20 protein-coding genes and 1 riboswitch are annotated in these 23,094 nt (G+C 59.5%); of the genes, 7 read left to right on the top strand and 13 right to left on the bottom strand.

Annotated elements, in window-relative coordinates:
• Positions 1-26: 26 nt before the first annotated feature.
• Both FB593_RS09850 and FB593_RS09845 read right to left on the bottom strand, forming a co-directional pair.
• The gene (locus FB593_RS09850; protein ID WP_111800222.1) at positions 27-1,181 is read right to left on the bottom strand and encodes an amidohydrolase; all 1,155 of its coding nucleotides are present in this window, start codon (positions 1,179-1,181) and stop codon (positions 27-29) included.
• A 60-nt stretch (positions 1,182-1,241) separates the two neighbouring features.
• Positions 1,242-2,888 carry a GNAT family N-acetyltransferase gene (locus tag FB593_RS09845; RefSeq protein WP_111801492.1) on the bottom strand — a complete coding sequence of 549 codons (1,647 nt, stop codon included), beginning with the start codon at positions 2,886-2,888 and terminating at the stop codon, positions 1,242-1,244.
• Between the two features lie 233 nt (positions 2,889-3,121).
• Here FB593_RS09845 and FB593_RS09840 point away from each other — a divergent pair, with 233 nt between their 5' ends.
• Together FB593_RS09840 and FB593_RS09835 are read left to right on the top strand one after the other, a co-directional pair.
• Complete coding sequence (locus tag FB593_RS09840) at positions 3,122-3,856, top strand: SDR family NAD(P)-dependent oxidoreductase (protein ID WP_003510849.1); 735 nt, start codon at positions 3,122-3,124, stop codon at positions 3,854-3,856.
• 38 nt (positions 3,857-3,894) lie between these two features.
• Complete coding sequence (locus FB593_RS09835; protein ID WP_003510848.1) at positions 3,895-5,247, top strand: aspartate aminotransferase family protein; 1,353 nt, start codon at positions 3,895-3,897, stop codon at positions 5,245-5,247.
• Between the two features lie 56 nt (positions 5,248-5,303).
• Here FB593_RS09835 and FB593_RS09830 read toward each other — a convergent pair whose 3' ends face one another.
• Both FB593_RS09830 and FB593_RS09825 read right to left on the bottom strand, forming a co-directional pair.
• Positions 5,304-5,741, bottom strand: a complete 438-nt coding sequence (locus FB593_RS09830) for an EamA family transporter (protein WP_019564660.1) — start codon at positions 5,739-5,741, stop codon at positions 5,304-5,306.
• A gap of 192 nt (positions 5,742-5,933) precedes the next feature.
• Positions 5,934-7,280, bottom strand: a complete 1,347-nt coding sequence (locus tag FB593_RS09825; protein WP_013761559.1) for a dicarboxylate/amino acid:cation symporter — start codon at positions 7,278-7,280, stop codon at positions 5,934-5,936.
• 236 nt (positions 7,281-7,516) lie between these two features.
• On the opposite strand from FB593_RS09825, the gene FB593_RS09820 reads away from it, so the two are divergent.
• Together FB593_RS09820 and FB593_RS09815 are read left to right on the top strand one after the other, a co-directional pair.
• Positions 7,517-9,358: a sensor histidine kinase gene (locus tag FB593_RS09820; RefSeq protein WP_112391218.1), complete on the top strand. Its 1,842-nt coding sequence runs from the start codon at positions 7,517-7,519 to the stop codon at positions 9,356-9,358.
• 1 nt (position 9,359) lies between these two features.
• Positions 9,360-10,724 carry a sigma-54-dependent transcriptional regulator gene (locus tag FB593_RS09815; protein WP_013761557.1) on the top strand — a complete coding sequence of 455 codons (1,365 nt, stop codon included), beginning with the start codon at positions 9,360-9,362 and terminating at the stop codon, positions 10,722-10,724.
• A 101-nt stretch (positions 10,725-10,825) separates the two neighbouring features.
• Here the strand turns inward: FB593_RS09815 and FB593_RS09810 are convergent, their stop codons facing one another.
• Entirely contained in the window at positions 10,826-11,338 is a 513-nt protein-coding gene (locus FB593_RS09810) for a BA14K family protein (protein WP_003510838.1), read from the bottom strand.
• Between the two features lie 176 nt (positions 11,339-11,514).
• Between FB593_RS09810 and FB593_RS09805 the strand changes: the two genes are divergently transcribed.
• Positions 11,515-12,225, top strand: coding sequence for a GntR family transcriptional regulator (locus FB593_RS09805; protein ID WP_025595694.1), 711 nt, complete (start codon positions 11,515-11,517; stop codon positions 12,223-12,225).
• A gap of 49 nt (positions 12,226-12,274) precedes the next feature.
• Here the strand turns inward: FB593_RS09805 and FB593_RS09800 are convergent, their stop codons facing one another.
• Both FB593_RS09800 and alr read right to left on the bottom strand, forming a co-directional pair.
• Positions 12,275-13,531, bottom strand: coding sequence for a D-amino acid dehydrogenase (locus tag FB593_RS09800; RefSeq protein WP_035199440.1), 1,257 nt, complete (start codon positions 13,529-13,531; stop codon positions 12,275-12,277).
• Positions 13,532-13,538: 7 nt separating this feature from the next.
• Entirely contained in the window at positions 13,539-14,705 is a 1,167-nt protein-coding gene (alr, locus tag FB593_RS09795) for an alanine racemase (RefSeq protein ID WP_145166527.1), read from the bottom strand.
• Positions 14,706-14,832: 127 nt separating this feature from the next.
• On the opposite strand from alr, the gene FB593_RS09790 reads away from it, so the two are divergent.
• Positions 14,833-15,291: an Lrp/AsnC family transcriptional regulator gene (locus FB593_RS09790; protein ID WP_003500727.1), complete on the top strand. Its 459-nt coding sequence runs from the start codon at positions 14,833-14,835 to the stop codon at positions 15,289-15,291.
• A gap of 99 nt (positions 15,292-15,390) precedes the next feature.
• Here FB593_RS09790 and thiD read toward each other — a convergent pair whose 3' ends face one another.
• Genes thiD through FB593_RS09765 form a run of 5 tightly spaced genes read right to left on the bottom strand, consistent with a single transcriptional unit; the run spans position 15,391 to position 19,303 of the window.
• Entirely contained in the window at positions 15,391-16,188 is a 798-nt protein-coding gene (thiD, locus tag FB593_RS09785) for a bifunctional hydroxymethylpyrimidine kinase/phosphomethylpyrimidine kinase (RefSeq protein WP_145166526.1), read from the bottom strand.
• The gene (thiE, locus tag FB593_RS09780) at positions 16,185-16,847 is read right to left on the bottom strand and encodes a thiamine phosphate synthase (protein WP_145166525.1); all 663 of its coding nucleotides are present in this window, start codon (positions 16,845-16,847) and stop codon (positions 16,185-16,187) included. Before thiE ends, thiD begins: the two co-directional genes overlap by 4 nt.
• Positions 16,834-17,574 (bottom strand): hydroxyethylthiazole kinase, encoded by a 741-nt coding sequence (locus tag FB593_RS09775; RefSeq protein ID WP_035199436.1) that lies wholly within the window; start codon positions 17,572-17,574, stop codon positions 16,834-16,836. The genes thiE and FB593_RS09775 overlap by 14 nt, the downstream gene beginning before the upstream one ends.
• Positions 17,575-17,576: 2 nt before the next feature.
• Positions 17,577-18,521 carry an ABC transporter substrate-binding protein gene (locus tag FB593_RS09770; protein WP_145166524.1) on the bottom strand — a complete coding sequence of 315 codons (945 nt, stop codon included), beginning with the start codon at positions 18,519-18,521 and terminating at the stop codon, positions 17,577-17,579.
• Entirely contained in the window at positions 18,518-19,303 is a 786-nt protein-coding gene (locus tag FB593_RS09765; protein WP_035199433.1) for an ABC transporter permease, read from the bottom strand. The genes FB593_RS09770 and FB593_RS09765 overlap by 4 nt, the downstream gene beginning before the upstream one ends.
• 128 nt (positions 19,304-19,431) lie before the next feature.
• A riboswitch (TPP riboswitch) is annotated at positions 19,432-19,534 on the bottom strand.
• A gap of 181 nt (positions 19,535-19,715) precedes the next feature.
• Here FB593_RS09765 and FB593_RS09760 point away from each other — a divergent pair.
• Positions 19,716-21,005 carry a TadE/TadG family type IV pilus assembly protein gene (locus tag FB593_RS09760; protein WP_035199432.1) on the top strand — a complete coding sequence of 430 codons (1,290 nt, stop codon included), beginning with the start codon at positions 19,716-19,718 and terminating at the stop codon, positions 21,003-21,005.
• An 86-nt stretch (positions 21,006-21,091) separates the two neighbouring features.
• On the opposite strand, the gene FB593_RS09755 is transcribed toward FB593_RS09760, so the two are convergent.
• Positions 21,092-23,086 carry an alpha-glucosidase gene (locus FB593_RS09755; protein WP_145166523.1) on the bottom strand — a complete coding sequence of 665 codons (1,995 nt, stop codon included), beginning with the start codon at positions 23,084-23,086 and terminating at the stop codon, positions 21,092-21,094.
• Positions 23,087-23,094: the final 8 nt, after the last annotated feature.

The raw sequence follows: 23,094 nt of genomic DNA, 5'->3' as shown, positions 1-23,094 counted from the left end.
GTTGGGCGGCAATGGGCTGCCGTTGCTTACCCCGCGTCGGTGAGGTTGCGGATGATGCGCATGAAGATGCGTGCGCCGATATCGATCAGCCCATCCGGAAAGTCGTAGTCGGGATTGTGCAGGTTGGGATAGTCCTTGCCTGCGCCCAAAAAGAACATGGCCGATGACGAGACGGCGCGGAACCTTCCGAAATCCTCGGAGGCCCGCATCGGCAAACCTTCCGACCCGTGGGAAATTTTCTCCGCAGTTAGCGCCCGCAGGATATGGTCGACGGCTTCCGGCGCATTTTCGCAATGCAGGAAAATATCATCATAGGCGATATCGAGTGTCAGTTTCTGTTCTTCGGCCACCTTTTTTGCCAGCGCTTCCGCATCCGCGCAGAGTTTTTCCATTCGGTCGTCTGTCAGCGTCCGGAGCGTCGCCCAGATTTCCGCATCTGCCGGAGAGATGCCGAAGGCCGCTTCACCCATCACGGCATGGGTGATTGTCACCATCGAAAAATCGGGTTGCGGTGGAAAGCCGGAACCGAGATCGGTCAAAGCCGGCATCAACTCAGATATCGCCCGCATCGGCGAGACGCCATGCTCCGGTGAGGAGGCGTGCGCGGTCTTGCCGGAGAAGCGGATTTTGATGCCGCGTGATGCGCAGTTGACCGGCCCTTCCACCACGCTGACATGGCCGAATGGCAGGCCTGGAAGATTGTGAAGAGAAAAGGAATAATCCGGCTTCATCTCGCCAAAGCGCGGATCGGCGATGACGGCGGCCGCGCCCGCACCTGTCTCTTCTGCCGGTTGGTAGAGCAGTACGACGCTGCCGGTTTCCGGGCGCTTTCTGGAAAGTCCGAGTGCAAGCGCCGTTAGAATGGTGGAATGACCGTCATGGCCGCAAAGATGGCCCTTACCATCGGTGCCGGAGCGGTATTCGGCGTCGGTTTTTTCCTGAATGGGCAGAGCGTCGAGTTCCGAGCGGATGAGGACTACCGGACCGCTTTTGCCGCTGTCATAGACCGCTGCCACGCCATGACCACCCAGATCGGTGAACATCCGATCCGGTTTTGCCTGCTCGAGGAAATCGCGAATACGCCGCGCTGTTTCCTTCTCCTCGCCGGAAATTTCCGGATGGCGGTGCAGCTCATGGCGCAGCTCGATGAGGTCAAGCATATCCTTGTTGGTCAGAAACATAAAAAACCCTTGCAAGTCGTCCGGCCGATTTTTTCTGCCGCAACTTACAGGTCATTACGTTCAATGCAAAACCTTTGGCGGACGCCAGCGCTTGCCCGTCGATTTTGGCCTGGCGCTCAGCGTGATGACATCGGCAGGCAGCGGAATCCTGGCCTTTCCCAGTTCCAGCCGGGCAAGGGCTGCGCGCGCCTTTTCGGCATATTCCAGATGCGTAGCGTCGTCAGAATGGTAATGCTGCAATCTGTCGAGGATTTCGGCGCCTTCCATCGTTCTTTCGGCCGCAATCAGCGCCACGGCGCACTTGTAGAGCGCCTCGCGGTGGAAGGGGGCGCGATTGGTCACCTGACGGAATGCTTCGGACGCCTCGTGATATTGCCGTTGCGCCAACCGCGCTTCGCCTATGCGCATCCACAGCAGAACCGGGTCCTGACCGCTGCCGAGGAGACCGAGGAAAGCGATTTCCGCTTCGCGGAATTCACCGCGGTCGAAGGTCAGATTGGCCAGCCCGAATTGTGCGCCAAGGTGATCGGGCGCGGCTGCCAGCACCTGGGAAAAGGCGATGTTGGCGGCCGCCTTCTTGCCCGTCTTGTAAAGTTTGAGACCCTCTTCGTAGACGAAGCGTATGCTGCGCGGGTGGAGCTTGCCACCGAGATTGTCGCCCGAGCGGGTGCGGAACAGCGTGCAACTGAGCTTGTGCTCCTCCGGGCCGAAGAAATATTTGTACGGCTCGTTGCCTCGCAGGAAATCATAAGTCTTGAAACCCTGTTCGATCGCCCTGCGGATGCAGTGTCCGTGCAGCACGAGGCCGGGTGAGGGGGTCTTCCAGTTCTCGTCACGACCGGTAATGTAGAACAATACCGACTTTTTCTGCCGGTCGATGATGTTGGCAAGCGCGCCGAGCGGCTGGTCGCCGAACCACAGGACCGGCACTTCCAGATCGCCGCGTATATAGACATCCATCAGCATTTGCCGTGTTGCGCCGATCAACAGTTCGGTGCGCTCCTTGCCCTTGTGGGGCGCCCAGCGGATGCGCCAGAAATCGAACAGGATGCCCATGTCCCGCTTGATTGTTTCTCTCGTTGCGAAGGTGATGCGGTATTCGTCACCGCCTTCCACCTTCCTCATGAAGCGGCGGAGCTTTTGCCGGGACTGGCTGCTCATATGGCTATCGAGATAGGAGTCGAACGTGTCCGGCAGGGCCACGACCGGGCAGATGCAATTGTTGATGTTATAGGGGTTGGTCGGCATGTTGTCGCGGAACATGACGAGCGGTCCCTGAAGCGCGCGGATCATCGCGTCGCGCCGCTCCGGTGGGCCGGAAAGATAGTCGAGCTTGAGTTCGGTCCAGTTCTGCTGCCGAATATAGGAACAGAAACCGGCAACCGCGTTATTTTCATATTCCGGCAGGGTAATGAAGCCGGTGTAATCCGCCGCGGCATTGCCAGCCATGACGATGCTGTCGTGGAAGCGGCCGGTTTTCTTGTCCGGTTCGGTGACGATGCGTAGCGGAAAAAATGCCACATAGGGCGAGCCTTCGGGACGTTCCCTGAGCGCCAGGATGAACCAGCGCTTGCGGCGCGGCATATAATCCCGCAGCCAGCCCCAGGACAGGAAGTGTCGGGAATGGGGATCGGCCATGAACACCGTTTCCCAGTTTTGCCGGATCGCCTCGAAGCCGGCGTCGGTGTCGATGATGTCGATACGCATTCGTCCCCCTCCCAATACGGATCACAGATTCGGGAGGTTGCATTTTATGAGCAAATGGCCGGCTTCAAATATTCCCTTCGGGTGAAAGGCCTATATCAAATGGGATTAGCCCGTGACGCGGCTCCCATTCGTGCACCGCGACAAAATAGCCCTTGTCAGCGGGTCGCAGCACTCTAACATGCGGGCTGAATGCGCGACCGGCTCAACGGTTCGCATGGCAAAGGAGTTCTTTCATGGCTGTTCCTTTTATGCTTTTGACTGGTGCGAGCCGCGGAATAGGGCATGCCACCGTCAAGCTGTTTCAGGAAAAAGGCTGGAGAATCCTGACCGTATCGCGACAACCCTTTTCGGAGGAATGCCGCTGGCCATCTGCGCGCGAAAGCCATATCCAGGCCGATCTGGAGGACCTGTCCCGCATCGACGATCTGGCCGACGAGGTGCGCTCGCGCCTGCCGGAAGGAAAGCTGGCCGCACTCGTCAACAATGCCGGAATCTCGCCGAAGGGCGAAGGCGGTAGCCGCCTTGGCGTTGCCGACACAACGGCGGAGATCTGGACGCGGGTGCTAAACGTCAATCTCGTCTCGACGGCGCTTCTTGCCCGTGCGCTTTTGCCGGAACTGGAGGCGGCAAAAGGCTGCATCGTCAACGTTACCTCCATTGTGGGCTCGCGGGTGCACCCTTTCGCGGGCGTCGCCTATGCCGCATCGAAGGCGGGACTTGCGGCGCTGACACGGGAGCTGGCGCATGAATTCGGGCCGCGCGGCGTGCGCGCCAATGCCATAGCGCCCGGCGAAATCAACACCGCCATCCTTTCACCCGGAACCGCTGAACTCGTGGAAGCGCAGGTCCCGCTCGGGCGGCTAGGCACAACGGCGGAGGTGGCGCAGACCATCTACTTCCTCTGCTCGGAGCAGTCGAGCTACATCAACGGCGCAGAAATTCTCATCAATGGCGGCCAGCACGTCTGACGCTTCAGTCCATCCAACCGAAACGGAGCCTTTATCCCATGACCATTCTGCCGAATTCCGTCGAGGCACGCGATATCGCCTACCAGATGCATCCGAACGTCAATCTGCGTAAATTCGAAAAGACCGGTGGTCTGGTCATCGAAAGTGGTGAAGGCATCTATGTGACCGACAGCAGCGGCAAGCGTTATATCGAGGCGATGGCAGGGCTTTGGTCTGTGGCGCTTGGCTTCGGTGAACAGCGACTGGTGGACGCTGCGACAAAGCAGATGCAGAAGCTGCCCTATTACCACACCTTCTCCTACAAGACGCACGGCCCGTCGGTCGATCTTGCCGAGTTGCTGATCGAGCTTGCGCCAGTGCCGATGTCGAAGGTTCATTTCACGTCTTCGGGATCGGAGGCGAACGATCTCGTTGCCAAGATGGTGTGGTATCGCTCCAATGCGCTGGGCAAAAAGGACAAGAAGAAGATCATTGGCCGCATCAAGGGTTATCATGGCGTGACGATTGCCTCTGCCTCGATCACCGGCCTGCCGCGCAACCATGAAAGCTTCGACCTGCCGCTGGACCGCATGCTGCATACGGCCTGCCCCTCCTATGTGCACTTCGGCAAGCAAGGTGAAAGCGAGGCGGATTTTACCGCGCGTATTCTGAAGGAACTCGAAGATCTGATCCTCAGCGAAGGCCCGGAAACCGTTGCCGCCTTCTGGGGCGAGCCGGTGATGGGTGCCGGCGGGGTTCTTCTGCCGCCTGAAGGTTATTGGGAAGGTGTGCAGGCGATCCTGAAGAAATACGACATTCTGCTTGTCGTGGACGAGGTCATCTGCGGGTTCGGCCGCACCGGCAAGATGTTCGCCTGCGAGACCTACGGCATCAAGCCGGATGTGCTTGTTGTTTCCAAGCAGATATCCTCATCCTACATGCCGCTGTCGGCGATCATCATGAATGACGGTTTCTACCAGCCGATCGCCGACGAATCCGACCGGATCGGCTCCTTCGGCCATGGTTATACCGCCTCCGGCCACCCGGTCGCGACGGCCGTCGGTCTCGAAAACCTGAAGATTATTCAGGAGCGCGATCTGGTCGGTAATGTCGCGAGGCTGGAAGGCAAGTTCCTCGATCATCTGAAAGCGCTTTCCGACCATCCGCTGGTGCATTCCTCGCGCGGCGTCGGTCTTCTTGGCGCGCTGGAGATAAAGCCGTGGGAAGGTACGAAGCCGGGCGATGCGACGCTCGCCATTGCCGCCGGAATTGAGGATGAGGGCGTGATCACTCGCCCGATCGGCGAATCGATCTGCTTCTGCCCACCGCTGATCATCACGGCCGAGCAGCTTGATGAGCTGTTCGCCGGCGTTAAGCGGGGACTGGACAAGGTTGCGGCCGCACGCGCCTGATGACTTTGCGAATGTCCTGGCCGGTTCGTCCGGCCGGGCACCGCTGTCAGCTTGCCTTATCCCCGGTATGCCACAAGCACCGCGCCGCAGGCGATTAGCACCACACCCAGCCAGTTTGGCAGCGACAGCCGTTCCCCTAGAAACAGAACCGCGAAGACGGCGACGAACACGACACTGAGCTTGTCGATAGGGGCGACGCGGGCGGCATCGCCGATTTTCAGCGCCCGGAAGTAACATATCCAAGATGCGCCGGTCGCCAGCCCCGAAAGCACGAGAAAGGTCCAGGTCCGCGCCGAAATGGTGGAGGGCTGCTGCCAGTTGCCGGTAACATAAACCATCAGGCCAGCGGCAGCGAGAATGACGATGGTGCGTATGAAGGTGGCGAAATCGGAATTGACGTTTTCGATGCCGATTTTCGCAAAAATCGCGGTCAATGCCGCAAAGGCCGCCGATAGCAGTGCCCAGAATTGCCAGGCCAGAAACAGGTTCTTCATAAGGGCCTACTCCGTTTTTCGCATTCGTTCTCGCTCGATCTGGCCTATAACATCCGCACGGCGATAAAAACCGTTTTCGACGGTTGGGAGGGCTTCAAACGATCAAAGGCCGGAGCATCGATCTGATGCGCCGGCCTTCATGCGAGAGCCTGCCCGGACAAACCGGGACAGGCTGGACCTTGGGAGGTCGTGTTATTCGGCGGGCTGAACCGCACCCGGAAGCGAATCCACATCGGCGATGCCGGTGAATTCTTCCTTGCCGCTGAGAACGCGGGCGAGCTGCTCCTGATCCAGTTCACCTTCCCAGCGGGCAACAACGATGGTGGCGACCGCATTGCCGACGAAGTTGGTGAGTGCGCGGCATTCCGACATGAAGCGGTCGATGCCGAGGATGAGTGCCATGCCGGCAACCGGAACCGACGGCACGACGGAGAGCGTTGCGGCCAACGTGATGAAGCCAGCGCCTGTGATGCCGGCGGCACCCTTGGAGGAGAGCATGGCCACGAGCAGCAGCAGGATCTGTTCGCCGAAGGAGAGGTGGATGCCGGTCGCCTGTGCGATGAACAGGGCAGCCAGCGTCATGTAGATGTTGGTGCCGTCGAGGTTGAAGGAGTAACCGGTGGGGATGACGAGACCGACGACGGAGCGCTTGCAGCCCGCCTTTTCCATCTTGCTCATCAGGCCCGGCAGGGCGGCTTCCGAAGACGAGGTGCCGAGAACCAGCAGCAGTTCTTCCTTGATGTAGCGGATAAGCGCGACGATCGAGAAGCCGTTATAGCGGCAGACAGCGCCGAGGACCACGAACACGAACAGTGCTGATGTGACGTAGAAGGTGCCGATCAGCATCGCGAGGTTGGTGACGGACGAGATGCCGTATTTGCCGATGGTGAATGCCATGGCGCCGAAGGCACCGATGGGGGCGGCCTTCATCAGGATCGCGACCAGCTTGAAGATCGGATACATCATGGCATGCATGAAATCGGTGACGGGCTTGCCCTTTTCGCCGACGATACCGAGCGCGATGCCGAACAGCACGGAGAAGAACAGCACCTGCAGGATATCACCGCTGGCGAATGCGCCGACGATGGTGGTCGGGATGATGTTCATCAGGAAGCCGGTGATGGTCTGCTCATGGGCCTTGTCGGCGTAGGTCGCGACGGCCTTGGCATCCAGCGTGGCCGGATCGATGTTCATGCCGGCACCCGGCTGCACAGTGTTGGCGACGATGAGGCCGACAATGAGCGCGAGGGTGGAGAACACGAGGAAGTAGATCATGGCCTTGCCGGCGACGCGTCCAACCTTCTTCATATCGTTCATGCCGGCGATGCCGGTTGCGACAGTGAGGAAGATGACGGGAGCGATGATCATCTTGACGAGACGGATAAAGCCGTCGCCGAGCGGCTTCAGCTGTTCGCCAAAGGCCGGATAGAAATGGCCAAGCGCGATACCGGCGATAATGGCGACCAGAACCTGGAAATACAGGTGCTTGTAGAATGGCTGCTTGGCGTGGCCTGCCGCCACGGTTGTTGTATCGATCATGTTTTTTCCTCCTCGGCCTCACCCTGCCTTAATTGGCCTCCCGGGATCGCCGTGTCGTTGACGGCTTCGCGCCGATTGAGGAGTCATGTGCAATACGCATGCCAGACTTGCTTATTTGGTGTAACTGGCTGATTTAAAAAGTACTTTTTATTGACGCCGTATCAGCTCGCCGGCGTATGTGTGGATATCCGGACAAAACCTCTTGCGGTCTGTGTGTAAATCCGCACAATTGTCACATGACCCAAGAAGATCAGGCCTCTCATTCCCAGGCACGACGGCGCGCTCAATGGCTGGCGTTGGCGGGCTTGTGGCTGCTCGTCAGCCTGGGAGTTCTGTTGGTTGCCGATGACTTTGCGCGAAACCACGCAATACGCACCGCCGCGTCCGAGGCCTCCACCGATGCCGAACTCAAGATCGCGCTTCTGAATGTCGCGCTGGAGCGGCCGCGAGCCATTCCGCTGGTTCTGTCCGGCGATCCCGACCTTGCGACTGCGCTGGATGGCGGTGGCGCGCCTGCCATTGATCGGCTGAACCGCAAGCTGGAGGGGCTGATCGAAGGCACGCAGTCCTCTGTCATCTACGTGACCGGACCGACCGGCTTGACAATTGCCTCGAGTAACTGGCGACAGGCCGACAGCTTCGTCGGCTCCAATTATGCCTTCCGCGAATATTTTCAGGCGGCGATGAATACCGGCATGTCCGAACATTATGCGCTTGGCAATGTCAGCCGCCGGCCGGGCCTTTATATCTCGCGCCGCATCGATGCCGCAGACGGGCGGCCGCTCGGCGTCGTCATCGCCAAGGTGGAGTTCAACCGTCTGGAGGCGGATTGGAACATCGGCGGCAAACCGGTCTATGTGGTTGACAGGAACGGCGTCGTGCTGATGACGAGCGTGCCGGATTGGCGCTTCAAGACCGTAGCGCCGATTGACGAGGCGCGACGCAAAGCCATTTCCGAAAGCCTGCAATTCGGTAACGAGGCGCTTACGACGCTGCCGTTCCGGATGGCGCGACTCTCGAGCGACGGCGTTCCGCTCGTCCGTGTCGATGACCCGGCAAGTGAGCGCGGCGATTATCTGCGGTTGGAAACGCCGGTGCCGACGACCTCATGGACACTGCATTATCTGCAGCCGGTGGCACCGGCGCTGAACGCCGCCATTCGCGAAGGCAGGGTGGTGGCGCTGGCAACGCTGATGCCGCTGATGGCGCTTTCGGCTCTGTGGCTGTGGCGCAGGCACAAGGCGCTGAGGGAAAAGGAAGAGGAGCAGCGCGCCCGCACCGAGCTTGAAATGAAGGTGCAGGAGCGCACCCGTGACTTGACGAGGACCCGCGACCATCTTCAGGCGGAAATTGCCCTGCACGAAAAGACGACAGGTGAACTGCGCAACGTGCAGCACGAGCTGGTGCAGGCCAACCGTCTCTCCATTCTAGGGCAGGTGGCGGCGGGCGTTGCCCACGAAATCAACCAGCCGGTAGCGACGATCCGCGCCTTTGCCGACAATGCCCGCACCCTGCTGAAACGCGACCGCATGGCGGAGGCCAACGAAAATCTCGAAAACATCGCGGCATTGACCGATCGCATCGGCACGATTACCGGCGACCTGAAGATATTGGCGCGCAAGGGCCGCACCGCTGCCGAACCGGTCAGTCTCAAACTGGTCATCGAAGGCGCGGTGATGCTGTTGCGCAGTCGTTTTTCCGGACAGATGGATGCGCTTGATATCGTGTTGCCGGATCAGGACCTGAAGGTGCTTGGCAGCCGCATCCGGCTCGAGCAAATTCTCATCAACCTTCTGCAAAACGCACTGGAAGCCACTGAAGCGATTGATGCGGCGCGTGTCGAGGTGCGGGTGCGCGAGGAAGGGGACATGGTCTTGCTTTCGGTGAGCGACAATGGGACCGGCATTCCGGAAGCGATCCGCGCCCAGCTTTTTTCGCCCTTTAATACATCCAAGGAAAGCGGCCTAGGCCTTGGTCTCGTCATCTCCAACGATATCGCCTCCGACTATGGCGGGCGTATTGAGGTAACGAGCAGCGAGGCAGGCACGTCTTTTTCCGTATATCTGAAGCGAGCATGATATGATGGCAGGTGGAACCATATTTCTGGTGGATGACGACTCCCAGCTGCGTAAGGCGATGGTGCAGACGTTGGAACTCGACGGATTGCCCGTCACCTCCTTTTCCCGCGCCGAACAGGCACTTGCGGCGCTCAACGAGGATTTCGACGGCGTCGTCATCACCGATGTGCGCATGCCCGGCATGACCGGGCTTGAGTTCTTCGACCATGTCCGCAGGATCGATGCCGACCTGCCTGTTATCCTCATCACCGGCCACGGTGATGTGCCGATGGCGGTCGATGCCCTGCACAACGGCGCCTATGATTTCATCGCCAAACCATTCCCCGCCGAACGCATGGTTGAAAGCGCCCGCCGCGCGCTGGAAAAGCGCCGCCTCGTGCTGGAAAACCGCGCGCTTCGCCGGGCGAGTGCTCAAGCCGAGGACGATTTGCCGCTGATTGGCCAGACGCCCGCCATGGAGCGCCTGCGCACCACGCTCCGGCACATTGCTGATACGGACGTGGACGTGCTGGTGGCAGGTGAGACGGGCAGCGGCAAGGAAGTGGTGGCAACGGCGCTGCATCGCTGGAGCAAGAAGCGATCCAGGGGCAATTTTGTGGCGCTGAATTGCGGTGCGCTGCCGGAAACGGTGATCGAAAGCGAGCTTTTCGGCCATGAGCCGGGTGCTTTCACCGGTGCGCAGAAAAAACGCGTTGGTCGCATCGAACATTCAAGCGGCGGCACGCTGTTTCTCGACGAGATCGAAAGCATGCCGCTTGCCGTACAGGTGAAGATGTTGCGCGTTCTGGAAATGCGCGAGGTCTCGCCACTCGGTTCAAATGAGGAGCGACCGGTCGATATTCGCGTGGTGGCGGCGGCGAAGGTGGATCTCGGCGACCCGGCCGAGCGTGGCACGTTTCGCGAGGACCTATATTACCGGCTGAATGTGGTGACGCTGTCGATACCGCCGCTGCGCGAGCGCAAGGCGGATATTCCGCTGCTGTTTTCGCACTTCGTCACCAAGGCCGCCAACCGGTTCAACATGCCGGTACCGCAGATCAGCGCCGGCGTTTCCCGCCGCCTTAACGACTACGACTGGCCGGGCAATGTGCGCGAACTCGGGCATTTCGCTGAAAGGGTAGTATTGGGGCTGGAGATGGATGCGGCCACCACGACTGTTTCGCAATCGAGCATTCCGGCTTCCGGCACCCTGCCAGAGCGAATGGATGAAATAGAAGCGCAGATCATTCGCGAAACGCTTGTGCAATCGAATGGCGACGTGGCCGAAACAATTGCGACACTCGGCATTGCCCGCAAGACTTTTTACGACAAGCTGCAACGTCACGGCATCAACCGGGCGGATTATGTGAAAAACGGCGCTGCTTGAGGTTGCCGCAGGATCTGGGGTGACACTTAATGAAAAGCCGCGGACGTTTCCGTCCGCGGCCTGATTATTAACAGCAATAACTGCGCAGACGTTGTCCCCGATCAACCCGCTACGCAGAAATGACGCTGGCCGTCATTGCCTACATAGGTGCCGGAGCGGCCGTTGAAGCTGCGATAACGTTGCGAGCAATAATCGTACCAGGCATTCGTCCACGGCTCGATGGTGCGGTAGGTACGGCGTTGCTGGTAGTAGCCGGAATTATTGTCATACACCGGTTGGGCACGGTAAACCGGTGCCGGACGATAGACCGGAGCGGGTCGATAAACGGGCTGCGGCTGTGGCTGATAATAGCGGTAGTCCGGCTCTTCGTACACATAGCTCGGTTCATAGCGACGCGGCGGGTCGATATAGACGCGCTCGTCGTCTACCGGTGCCGGGCGGGAAAGGGCTGAGCCAACGGCGACACCGGCGGCAAGGCCAAGCACGCCACCCAGAATGGCGGCATCGCGACGGTCGCGGCGGCCCCAGTCATCGGCGGATGCGCTGTTGAAGGGCACGATGGTGGCGGCGGCGACGGCGATAGCCAGAACGGTTTTAGCTGCAAAGGACGACATGATCTTCTTCCATCCGGATGGCAGGGCGCTGCCAGTTGCAAATTCGATGGTTAAAGAAATATAGCGCGCCTGCTGAACGGGCGCTGAATGAATTGTGGCGGCTGGCGACAGCTCGCAATTCCTGTTTGCGCAAGCCGCGCTTCGCGCTAGAACTCAAGTTCAAACAGGACAATTCCATGAGCCTTGCCCATATAACCGTCAATTCCGATTCATCCCACGAAGACCGTGCCCAGGCTATTCGAGATACGCTGCGCGACGCCATTGTCGACCGACGGCTTGCCCCGGGAACGAAGCTGTCGGAATCGGAAGTGGGAACGCTGTTCGATGTCAGCCGCACGGTGGTGCGGGCGGCTCTTCAGATGCTGGCTTACGAAGGACTGGTCAAGGCCGAGCGCAACCGCGGCGCTTTTGTCTCCAATCCCACACCGGACGAAGCGCGGCAGGTTTTTGCTTCGCGCCGGCTGATCGAGCCCGGCGTTCTGGACGCCGCAATCGAAAAGATCACGCCTGCGGCGGTGAAGCAGCTGAGAGAGCATCTGGTTCAGGAAAGCCGCCACCAGCATGAGCGCGGCCCGCACGCCAGGCGCGCGGAAATCAAGGCATCAGGTGATTTCCACCTGATGCTGGCCTCGCTTGCCGGCAATGCCATCCTCGAAAAATTCATGGACGAACTGGTCGCCCGCTCGTCGCTGGTTATCGCGCTCTACGGGCGCTCGGGCGTTTCAAGCTGCGGCCACAACGATCATGCCGACCTGCTCGATGCACTGGAGGCGAAGGATGCGGCAAAGGCCCGTGCCTTGATGCTGCAGCACCTCGATCACATCGAGGCCGATCTCGACCTTCGCATGAAGGAAGGATTGGCGCTGAAGGATGCACTGGCACTTTGAGCGGCCACCATCCCCGCCTTTCAGACGGGGATAAGCGCCCTGTCGCACTTCAGGCTGCGTAACGGCTGAGTGCCAGATCGTGCGTGTCTATCTCGGGCTTGTTCCCGCTGATGAGATCGGCAAGCACGCGGGCCGAGCCGCAGGACATCGTCCAGCCAAGCGTACCGTGGCCGGTGTTGAGATAAAGATTGCTGTAGCGGGTGGCGCCGATGACAGGCGTACCATCCGGCGTCATCGGGCGCAGGCCGCACCAGAATTTCGCTTGGCTCTGGTCACCTGCGCCGCCGAACAGGTCTTCCACCGAATGGGCCAGAGTTTCCTGTCTTGCTGCGGGCAGATCCTTGCTGAAACCGGCGATTTCCGCCATGCCACCGGCGCGGATGCGCGAGCCGAGCCGGGTGATCGCTACCTTGAACGTTTCGTCCATCACGGTCGAAACGGGCGCGCGTTCCTCCTTCACGATCGGAACCGTGATGGAGTAGCCCTTGACCGGGTAAACCGGCAGGGTAAGGCCGAGCTGGCGGACGAATTGCGGGGAATAGCTGCCCAGTGCGGCGACGAAAATATCGGCTTCCAGCAGCCCCTTGGTGGTCTCCACGGCCTTGATACGGCCTGCCTCGACGATGGGGCGCATGATGCCGGTATCGTAGATGAAGGTGACACCCGCCTCTTCAGCCATGCGCGCAAGTTCGGTGGTGAACATGAAGCAGTCGCCGGTTTCATCACCGGGCAGGCGCAGGCCGCCGACGATCTTTTCCCTGGAAGGAGAAAGGCCGGGCTCGATGGCGGCGCAGCCTTCGCGGTCGAGAATTTCGAAAGGCACGCCACCTGCCGTCAGCACGTCCACATCCTTGCCGATGGCATCGAACTGCTTCTGGGTGCGGAAAACCTCCAGAGTGCCCTGCATGCGCTGGTCGTATTCTATCCCGGTTTCGTCGCGCAGCGCCATCAGGCAATCGCGGCTATATTCGGCAATGCGCACCATGCGGCTCTTGTTGATGGCATAACGCGCCGATGTGCAATTGCGCAGCATCTGGCTCATCCAGCGCCACGCCGCCGGATCGGCGGTCGGGCGGATGATGAGCGGGGCATGTTTCATGAACAGCCATTTCATGGCCTTCATCGGAATGCCGGGCGCGGCCCATGGCGAGGAATAGCCGGGGGAAACCTCGCCGGCATTGGCAAAGCTGGTTTCAAGCGCTGCGGCCGGCTGGCGGTCGATCACCGTCACCTTGTGTCCGGCTTTGGCCAGATACCAGGCGGAGGTCACGCCGACGACGCCGGCTCCGAGGATAGTGACGTTCATGATCGTCTCACTTATGGCTGACAGATGTTGAAGCGACGGCCGGGGTTTCGCCCGGCTGAATATAATTGCGGCGGTAACGGCGTCCGAGTCCGGTCAGGATTTCATAGGCGATCGTGCCCGCATCCTCGGCAATGTCTTCCAGCGTCTGGTCAGGCCCGATCATCTGCACGAAGCTGCCTTGCGTCAATGTTCCCAAGGGCAGGGCGGATATGTCGAGAATGATGCTGTCCATTGAAACGCGACCAGCAATGGGCAGGCGAACGCCATTGTACCATGCCGCACCGCGATTGCTGAGCGATCGCGGCAGGCCATCGGCATAACCAGCCGCGATCGTCGCAAGCCGCGTCGGCCCGGCCGCTTCGAAAGAGCCACCATAACCGACCAGCGATCCGGCGGGAACTTCGCGGGTCTGAATAACGGCGACATCAAGCCGGACGACCGGTTTCATCGGGTTGGGACGGGTAACGGAGGGCGCGCCGCCATAAAGCGCAATGCCGGGGCGTAGCAGGGAGTTGTGATAGTCGTTGCCCAGAAAGATGCCGCCGGAATTGGAAAAACAGACGGATACATCAGGAAAAGCTGCAGCGGCTTTTCGCATCACAGAGAGTTGGGCGGCATTGGAGAGGTGATCCGGCTCGTCGGCGCAGGCGAGGTGGCTCATCACGAAGGCGATGTCGATACCATCAAGCAGTTGCGGCCGGGAGGCGAGGACTTCAAGCTCCTCGGGAGAGAGGCCGAGACGGCACATGCCGGTGTCGATCTGCACTGCGGCGGGTAATGTCTTGCCAAGATTTTTGGCGTGGGCCGCCCATTGGGCGATCTGCTCGAGCGAATTCAGAACCGGTGTGACGGCCATGGCTGCGCAGGAGGTTTCGTTACCGGGCTGAAGCCCGTTGAGGACGAAAATCCGCGCTTCCGCTGAAAGACGCAGCCGGAGCGCCAACGCTTCATCGATATGGGCGACGAAGAAATTCCGGCAGCCCGCGTCAAACAGCCCCTGCGAGACGATATCCGCGCCGAGGCCGTATGCGTCAGCCTTGACGACCGCTGCCGTCTGCGATGTGGGCGCCATTGCCGCAAGCGAGAGATAATTATCGCGCAATGCGCCAAGATCGATGGTCAGATGGCCGCTTGCACCACCCGCTGCCTGCTGGCGGCTGATCTGCATGTCCATGGTCGTTCACCCTCATTTTTATCACATGAGAGTATTGCAACGATTGTCGAATTTCTTGGCTATTGTTCGAATAAGATGCGATAAAAATGCAATCTACGCAACTTTCATTGTCATATTGGAATTTTCTATGTCGTCACTCGACGCGACAGACCGCCACATCATCCGCCTGCTCCGGCTCAATGCCCGCATCAGCAATGCGAAACTTGCTGCGGAAGTCGGCCTTTCGGCCTCCGCCTGCCTTCGCCGGGTCGATATTCTGGAACGGGAGGGTATCATCCGGGGCTATACGGCGCTGACCAGCGGCCTTGCCGGCGGCGAGGTGATCTCGGTCATCGTGCAGATCACGCTCGACCGCCAGACGGAGGATTTTCTCAACAGGTTTGAGAACGCGGTGCGGCGTTATCCAGAAATCCGCGAATGTTACCTGATGACGGGCGGGTCGGATTATTTCCTGCGATGTGAGGCGGAAAGTGCGGGCGATTTCGAGCGCATCCATAAGGAGATTCTGTCGAAGCTGCCGGGTGTTTCGCGGATTCATTCGAGTTTTGCGATCAGGAATGTGCTGGCGACGCCGAAGGCGCGGTGAGTAGTTTTTTCGAGAGGACAATTACGCAGCGGAATATGCGGTTATCCCCTCTGTCCGGCAGGACAGAGGGGGGTAAGCCCCTCACTCTGCATGTCGATGTCACCCCCACCACCGATAAAAATGATGCACCGGTCCCCGACCGTTCCCGACGGCAAGCCCCCGACCAGCGTCAAGCGCCCCATTCAGATACTCCTTCGCAAGCCCCACTGCCTCCGCCAGGTTATGCCCCATGGCCAGATGCGCGGTGATCGCCGCCGCCAGCGTGCAGCCGGTCCCATGGTCGTTTTTCGTGTCCACTCGCATAGCGGAAAGCGCCTGCACGGTGCCGTCTGCAAACAGATAATCCGTACTCTGCGGCCCGTCGCCATGGCCGCCCTTGATGAGCACGGCTTTCGCGCCCACCTTCAGGATCATCTCGGCCTGACGGGTGATCTCCGCCTCGGTGTCTGCAATCGGCAACCCGGTGAGAAGCGCTGCTTCAGGCAGGTTCGGCGTGACGATGGTGGCGAGCGGCAGCAGGTCGCGCCGCAATGTCTCGATCGCATCCGCATGCAATAGACGGTCGCCGGAGGTCGCAACCATCACGGGGTCGAGTACCACCGGCTGGGGCTGCTGCCGAAGCCTTGCAGCTATGGCCGCGATGGTTTCGATCCGCGATACCATGCCGATCTTCACCGCATTGACGGCAAGATCGGAAAAAACTGCATCCATCTGCGCGACGATGGTGTCGACGGAAATATCCTCCACTGCCGTCACACCTTTGGTGTTCTGGGCGGTGATGGCGGTGATGACGCTGGCGGCATAGGCGCCGAGTGCCGAAAAAGTCTTGATGTCGGCCTGAATGCCTGCGCCGCCGCCGCTGTCTGAGCCGGCGATGGTCAATGCGATTGCTGTCATGACTGTCTCGCTTTCAGCGCTGCATCGACTGCCGCGCGGAAGTCCCTGGTTGCGCTGGCAATATCGTTTGCGCGGAAGATTGCAGAAATGACGGCGACACCATCCGCACCGGCGGCGATGACGTTCGGCACGCGGGCAAGATCGATACCGGCGATGGCGCCCACCGGCATGCCCGGCCGCAATTCGCGGAGCAGAGTGCGGAGCGTCGTAAAGCCGTCGAGGCCGACAGGCTTGTCTGGATTGACCTTGGAAACGGTTTCGAACACGCCACCAATGCAGGCGTAATCGGCGGGCATGGAGGCCGCCCGCTCGGCATCGGCGCGGTTCTTGACGGTAAGGCCGATGATCGCCTTATCTCCAAGGATGCGTCTGGCGGTTTTGGCATCCATATCATCGGCGCCGAGATGCACCCCGTCCGCGCCAGAGGCGAGCGCCACATCCACCCGGTCGTTGATGACCAGCGGCACGCCCGTGCCGGCAATGGCTTCGCGAATAGCGAGGGCGTTTTCGATCATCTCCCGCGTGGAGGCGTGTTTGTCGCGATATTGCAGAATGGTCGCGCCGTTGAGTGCGGCCGCCAGAGCAAGCTCGCCCAACGGCGCAACATCGACGAGGCTCGCATCGACCAGCGCATTGAGACGGTAATCAACTTTGTTCATGCTCAATCCTCGCATGGTTTCTTATGTCTTCGCCGGAAATTTCTGAAAGCACATCCAGAAATGCCGGCTCGAATGTGCCGGGACCTTTGGCGTTTTTCGCTGCCAGTTCGGCTGCGACACCCGTGATAGCGAGGGCGGCGGCGGCGGCCGTCAGTGCGTCTTTTTCCACCGCCATGAAGGCGGCGATGACGCCACCCGATAGGCAACCCGTGCCTGTCACCTTCGCCATCCACGGGTGACCGTTGACGATTCTGACACTCCTTGTGGCGTCGCGCAGGTTATCGACAGGTCCGGTCTCTATCCTGATGGCGTTCGGAACAGCACCGATCAGGCTCATCTCAGCGCTGTTGCCGCGCACGATGGTGGGTCCAAGCGAGATCAGGTCACGCGCGAACGCCAGTCGCGATGGCGAATAGTCGCAATGCACGGGGTCCAGAATCCACGGCTTGCCAGCCGCGCGGGCGATCTCGACGGCAAATCGAATGACTTTGCGCCGGTCGGCGTCGAGCGTGCCGAGATTGATCGTCACCGCATCGGCTTTCGTGACGAAAGCACCGATTTCTTCGAGTGAGGTTGTCATCGAGGGGATGCCGCCGACGACGGTAATGCCATCCGCGGTGAATTTCTGTACCACGGTGTTCATCAGGCAATGCACGCGCGGGCGCGTCTGCCTTACCCTTTCGAGGATCTCTGCGGCCTTCGCCGCAGTCGGAAAACTGTTTGCCATGGTTATTGCAACTCCACGGCAATGTCTTCCACCGCCGGCGCCTGCTTGATCAGTTGCATGTCCTGCATGAAGGTGCCGAAGCGTGTGTAGCGGGCGCGATCAAGTGCGGCTGGACGTTTGGCGAAACGCGGCAGCGTATCGAAAAACGCCTGTTTGTTCAGCGCGTCGTCAAGGTTCGGATAGGCCTTGATGAAAAGCTGCCAGGATTCTTGTGGGTGGTTGGTGATGAAAATCGCGGCCTGCTCAACGGCCGAGAGAAAACGCGGCAGGCGGCTATCTTTCACGAGATCACGATGCGTGACGAATATGAGCTCGTCATAGGCGGGCACGCCGTGTTCCTCGGGGAAGAACGAGCGGCCTTCGTGGCCTTCAAGCTTCATCTGCGTCAGTTCGAAATTACGGAAGCCGCCAAGCGTGGCATCGACCTTGCCCGCGATCAGGGACGGCGAGAGTGAGAAATTGACGTTGACCAGTTCCACATCGTCTTTCGTCAGTCCCTCCTTCTCCAGCATCCGCTTCAGCATCGCATCCTCGAAGCCGGAAACGGAGAAGCCGACCTTCTTGCCCTTCAGGTCCTTCAGGCTCTTGATAGGCCCGTCGGCCAGAACGGTGACGGTGTTCAGCGGCGTTTCGACCAGCGTTCCGAAACGGACGAGCGGCAGCCCTGCATCGTGGTCTAGATAGAGGTTCGGCTGGTAGTGAACGCCGATATCGGCCTGCTTTGCCGAGACCAGACGCGGTACGGCGGATGGGTCTGCGGGCGGGATCAACTCGACCTCCAGCCCTGCATCGGCGAAAAGGCCGCGTTCCTTGGCGATCACCATCGGTGCATGGTCCGGGTTCACGAACCATTCCAGCAATACGGTAAGCTTGTCTGCCGCCTGCGATTGCGCGGGCGAAAGCACGCTTGCTGCCGCGACGACGAGGGAAAGAAGAGTTCGTTTCATGGTGCCGAAAGTCTCCGCAAATGTTTGAAAGGAATGACGTGGTCTGTTTCTTTGGCCCAGGGGGCGAGGTTGGCCGTTGCCCGGTCGACGACAAGCCGCAGCAGCACCGCCATGACGGCGAGAATGGTCATGGCGGCGAACATTGTGTCGGTCTGCATGCGGGCATTTGACTGGATCATGACAAAACCGAGCCCGGCGGAGGCGCCCACCCATTCGCCAATGACCGCGCCGAGCGGGGCGAGCGGAGCTGCGACCCTCAGTCCGGAAATGAGTGAGGGAAGCGCCAGCGGCACACGCAGCCGGGTGAGGATTTGCCAGTGGCTCGCCTCCGTCAGCGAGGCGGCATCGAGGATTGTCCGATCCGTGCGATTGAGGCCGTCGGTGAAGGCTGAAGCGACGGGGAAAAAGATGATGATCGCCGTCATGACAACTTTCGAGGCCATGCCGAAACCGAACCAGAGTACGAGAATGGGGGCCAGCACGAAGACCGGAAATGCCTGCAACACGAGAACCATGGGCCAGACGAGGCGGCCAAAACGCGGGACGGCGGCAATCGTAAAGGCAACGAGAATGCCGGCGGCAATGCCAGCCGCAAGCCCGACAGCCATTTCACCTGATGTCACCATGGCCTGTCCGAACAGGAAGGCTGGCTGGCGCAGGAGTGCTGCGGCAACATCGGCGGGCGAGGGCAGGATGTAGCGGGGCGGTGCAAACAGCCAGATGCCCAGCTGCCAGACAATCAGAATAAGAACGACGCCCTTCAGCGCATGGGAGGCACGCATCGGCCGGGGCTCAGACGCAGCCGTACCGTATACGAAGGGAAGGATGTTTCATCATCATCGTTCGGTCTCCAGCTGTGGCGATCACGGAGATCCGGGCAAAGCGGAGAAGAGAAAGGGCAGTAACGCAAACGCGCTACAGTTTCCGTTCCTACGCCGGCATGACCCGGATCAGGTTCAAGGGTCCGGCTCATCGCCATCTCAGCACCGTCAGGTGCTCCCCTCGGAAGAGACTGTTTTGCTAGGAGGGTTTTGAAGTAATGTCAACGTTGAAAGTTAACGAGAATATTGGCGAATTTGCCGCGAACATATTAGTTGTCGATTATATTAAGTTAATCAAAAATTAGTTATTTATTGAAACCGCTTTTCAATTCCGCTGTATTAGCTTCAGCTCCCAGATTGGTTGGGGGCGAACTTGAAAAACTTCTGGCAAGAGAAATCTGGAAATTTTGGCATTCTGACCGCGCTGCTCATGGTGCCTCTGTGCGGTGCTGCCGGTGTGGCGCTCGATATTACGCGCGGCATGTCGGTCAAAGCCGATCTGCAGCAGGCGGCGGATTCCGCGGCTCTGGCGGCAGTCGCCGATATGTCCGCAAGTGTTCAGGCGGCAAAGAAGATGTCGGGGGACGGTGTCATTCCCGTCGGCAATGAAGAAGCCCGGGCATTCTTCGATGGCAATCAGCGCGGCGACGCGGACTACACCATAACCTCTGTCGATGTTTCGGTGATCAAGCACGGCAATGTGGTCGAGTCGTCCGTCAGCTTCAAGGCGTCGGTCAGCACGACGCTCTCAGGGCTTCTGGGGAAGGATTTCGTTTCGGTTGGCGGCACGGCCACGGCCAAATACGAAACGGAAACCTTCAGCGATTTCTATCTTCTGCTTGATAATACGCCTTCCATGGGAGTGGGCGCGACACCCACGGATGTTGCCACCCTGGTTGCGAATACTGGCGATAAATGCGCTTTTGCCTGTCACATCGTGAAGGACGGCGTGGCAGACCCGAACAGCTATTACTTCAAGGCCAAGAAACTCGGGGTTACGACGCGTATCGACGTGGTTGCCAAGGCAACCGCCAGCCTGATGGACACGGCAAAGTCCACGCGCAAAAGCAGCAATCAATATCGCATGGCCGTCTATACCTTTGGGGAACGGGCGGAAGATACCAAGCTGCTTGAGGTCGTTTCGCTAACATCGGATCTGGACGCAGCAAAGAAAAAAGCTGGTGAAATCAACCTGATGTCGATCCCCTATCAGGGATACAACAACGACCAGCAAACAGATTTCGACCGGGCACTGATCCAGATTGGAGATAAGGTCGGCAGTTCGGGCACGGGCGCAAGCTCGGCGAACCCGGATAAGGTTATTTTCTTTGTTTCAGACGGGGTGGGCGACAGTTACAAGCCCTCCTCCTGTACGAAAAAACTGACGGGAGGCCGCTGTCAGGAGCCGATCGACATCAAAGACTGTACGAAATTGAAGGAAAAGGGTTTTCGTATCGCGGTGCTTTATACCACCTATCTGCCGCTGCCGACGAATGATTGGTATAATAGCTGGATCAAGCCCTTTCAGGCGGAAATCGGCTCACGCATGCAGAGCTGTGCTTCCCCGGGCCTGTATTTCGAAGTCAGCCCGTCCCAGGGCATCAGCGACGCGATGACGGTGCTGTTCAAGAAAGCCATTACATCACCACGCCTGACGGGCTGATGGCCGTTTTAGCGAGGCCTGCTAAAGCATCGATTGAACGCCGCAATATTTGCGGCGTTTTTTGGAAATAGCCGGAAGGTGATGCTTCAAACGATATTGCGAAGCTGTTCAAATAACGCAGTAAAGGGCGTTTCAGCGCGGTAGAACACAGCCGGCTGGCCTATCGGAGCGTCCACGGTGAACTCGTGCCCGCCAAAATACCGCGCGCCACTCCAAAGATGCACCCATTCACCATCGCCCGGAAGGTAAAGCGTGCGCTGCGTCTCCCCCGCCTTCCACACGGGTGCGACCAGCATGTCGGCCCCGTAGAGATAGCTGTCCTGAATGGCATAGGTCTGCCGGTCGTTCTCGTGATGCAGGAAAAGCGGGCGCTGTACCGGCAGGCCGGTTTTGGCCGCTTCAGTGGAAAGCGATTTCAGATAGGGGGCGAGTGCGACATAGATTGCCGTCATGCGGGCAAAATGGCCAAGAACCGTCTCGTCCTGATCGATCTGGAGATTGTCGCGCGGGCGATTGCCCTCATGGGTTCGCATGACAGGGGTAAAGGCTGCCATCTCCGTCCAGCGCATGATGAGTTCCGGGGTTCTGACATTGCCGAACAGGCTGGTATAACCGCCAATATCGGAATGGTGATAGGCATTACCGAGAAGACCGGAGGACAGCGCACCGCATATGACGGTGACGAGACCGTCATGGCGGGAGAAATCGACGGACTGGTCGCCGCCCCACAGCAGCGGGCAGTGGGCTTGCACACCGGTAAAGCCCGCCCGCATGAAGAACAGCGCTTCGCCGGTTTTGCCACGGCTTTCAACAGCCTTGGCGTTGACCTCTGCCCAGAGCGTCGGCCAGGCATTGTGCATCAGCTTGGCGTCGATGCCGTTCGATAGCGTGATGTCGATCGGCAGATATTCGCCGAAATCGGCCATCCAGCCGGAAAGGCCGAAATCCAGCATGTTCTTGCCGATGATCTCTTCGGAAAACCACTCGGCTGCGGCCGGATTGGTGAAATCGACCACGCCACAATCGAACTCGCCGAAATCCACGAGCGCCGTCTTGCCGTCCGCGCCGGTGGCGAAATAACCGGCCGCCTCCGCCTCCGGAAAAAGCGGGCCGTCGACGCAGAGATAGGGGTTCACGTATCCCAGAAAACGAATGCCCTGATCGGCAAGCTCCGCGATCTTCTGACGCAAATGCGGATAACGCGCCTCATTGGCCTGCCAGTCCCAGAAGAGCCGGGCGCCGAATGATGTCTGGCGAAGCCCCACCCAGTCCTCGCACCACAGGCCGGAGACCTTGGTTCCGGCAGCGCGGATTTTTTCTAGCCGGGCAAAGGAGTTGGCGCCATCCTTTAACCCGATGATCGCGCCGCTATAGACCCACTCCGGCAGTTCCGGCTGGCGTCCGAACCGCAGCGAGAGGGCGGAAACGATATCGGTGAAACAATCACCGGTGAAAAACTCGATCCTCTCGGGGATCGCCCATATCTCGACTTCGTGGAAATCTTCATCGCGGAAATCGAAGACCGAATAGGCGCTGGTTTCCACATGCAGCGCATATTTGCGCGACGACAGATAGGTCGGCTGCGGGTAATTGGTGTTGTAATAATCGCCACCCGCCTTGCCGCTGACGTCAGCCTTGAAGGTGATTTCAGCGGTCTTGTCGCGGCCGACACCGGGTTCGGAGGTCCAGAGCGGAAAGCGGCGGCCGCGCATGTCGAAATAGGACATCTGTTCGCCACCGCCCCAGACATGTTCGTCCTCATCTGCGATGATCCGCAGCCACAGCCGATTGATGGTTTCATCCAGCGCCGTGACCCTGATGGCATTTCCATCCAGCGCCAGATGAAGGCGCGCGGCCTGCCCGGGTGCGGAAGACAGCGTAACGCTGTCGCCACTGACTTCGGCGTGGCGGAGCGCAGTTCGTTCGATGACATAGTCCTCGATATCGAAATTGCCGCGATACATATCCATCCGCTCCTTGCCGAAACCAGCAAAGAAAGCCGGGTTCTCAGGCGAATGAGAAAGAATGGTGTGGCTGCCAATCGCAAGCGTGAAGCCGTCTTTGGTCTTTTCGAATTGCATGACTATAC

Source organism: Rhizobium sp. SJZ105 (genome assembly GCF_007828365.1).
In the GTDB taxonomy this organism is placed as follows: Bacteria; Pseudomonadota; Alphaproteobacteria; order Rhizobiales; family Rhizobiaceae; genus Agrobacterium; species Agrobacterium tumefaciens.
The sequence above is the reverse complement of the archived record's forward strand: the minus strand, read 5'-3'. Positions and strand labels throughout refer to the sequence as shown.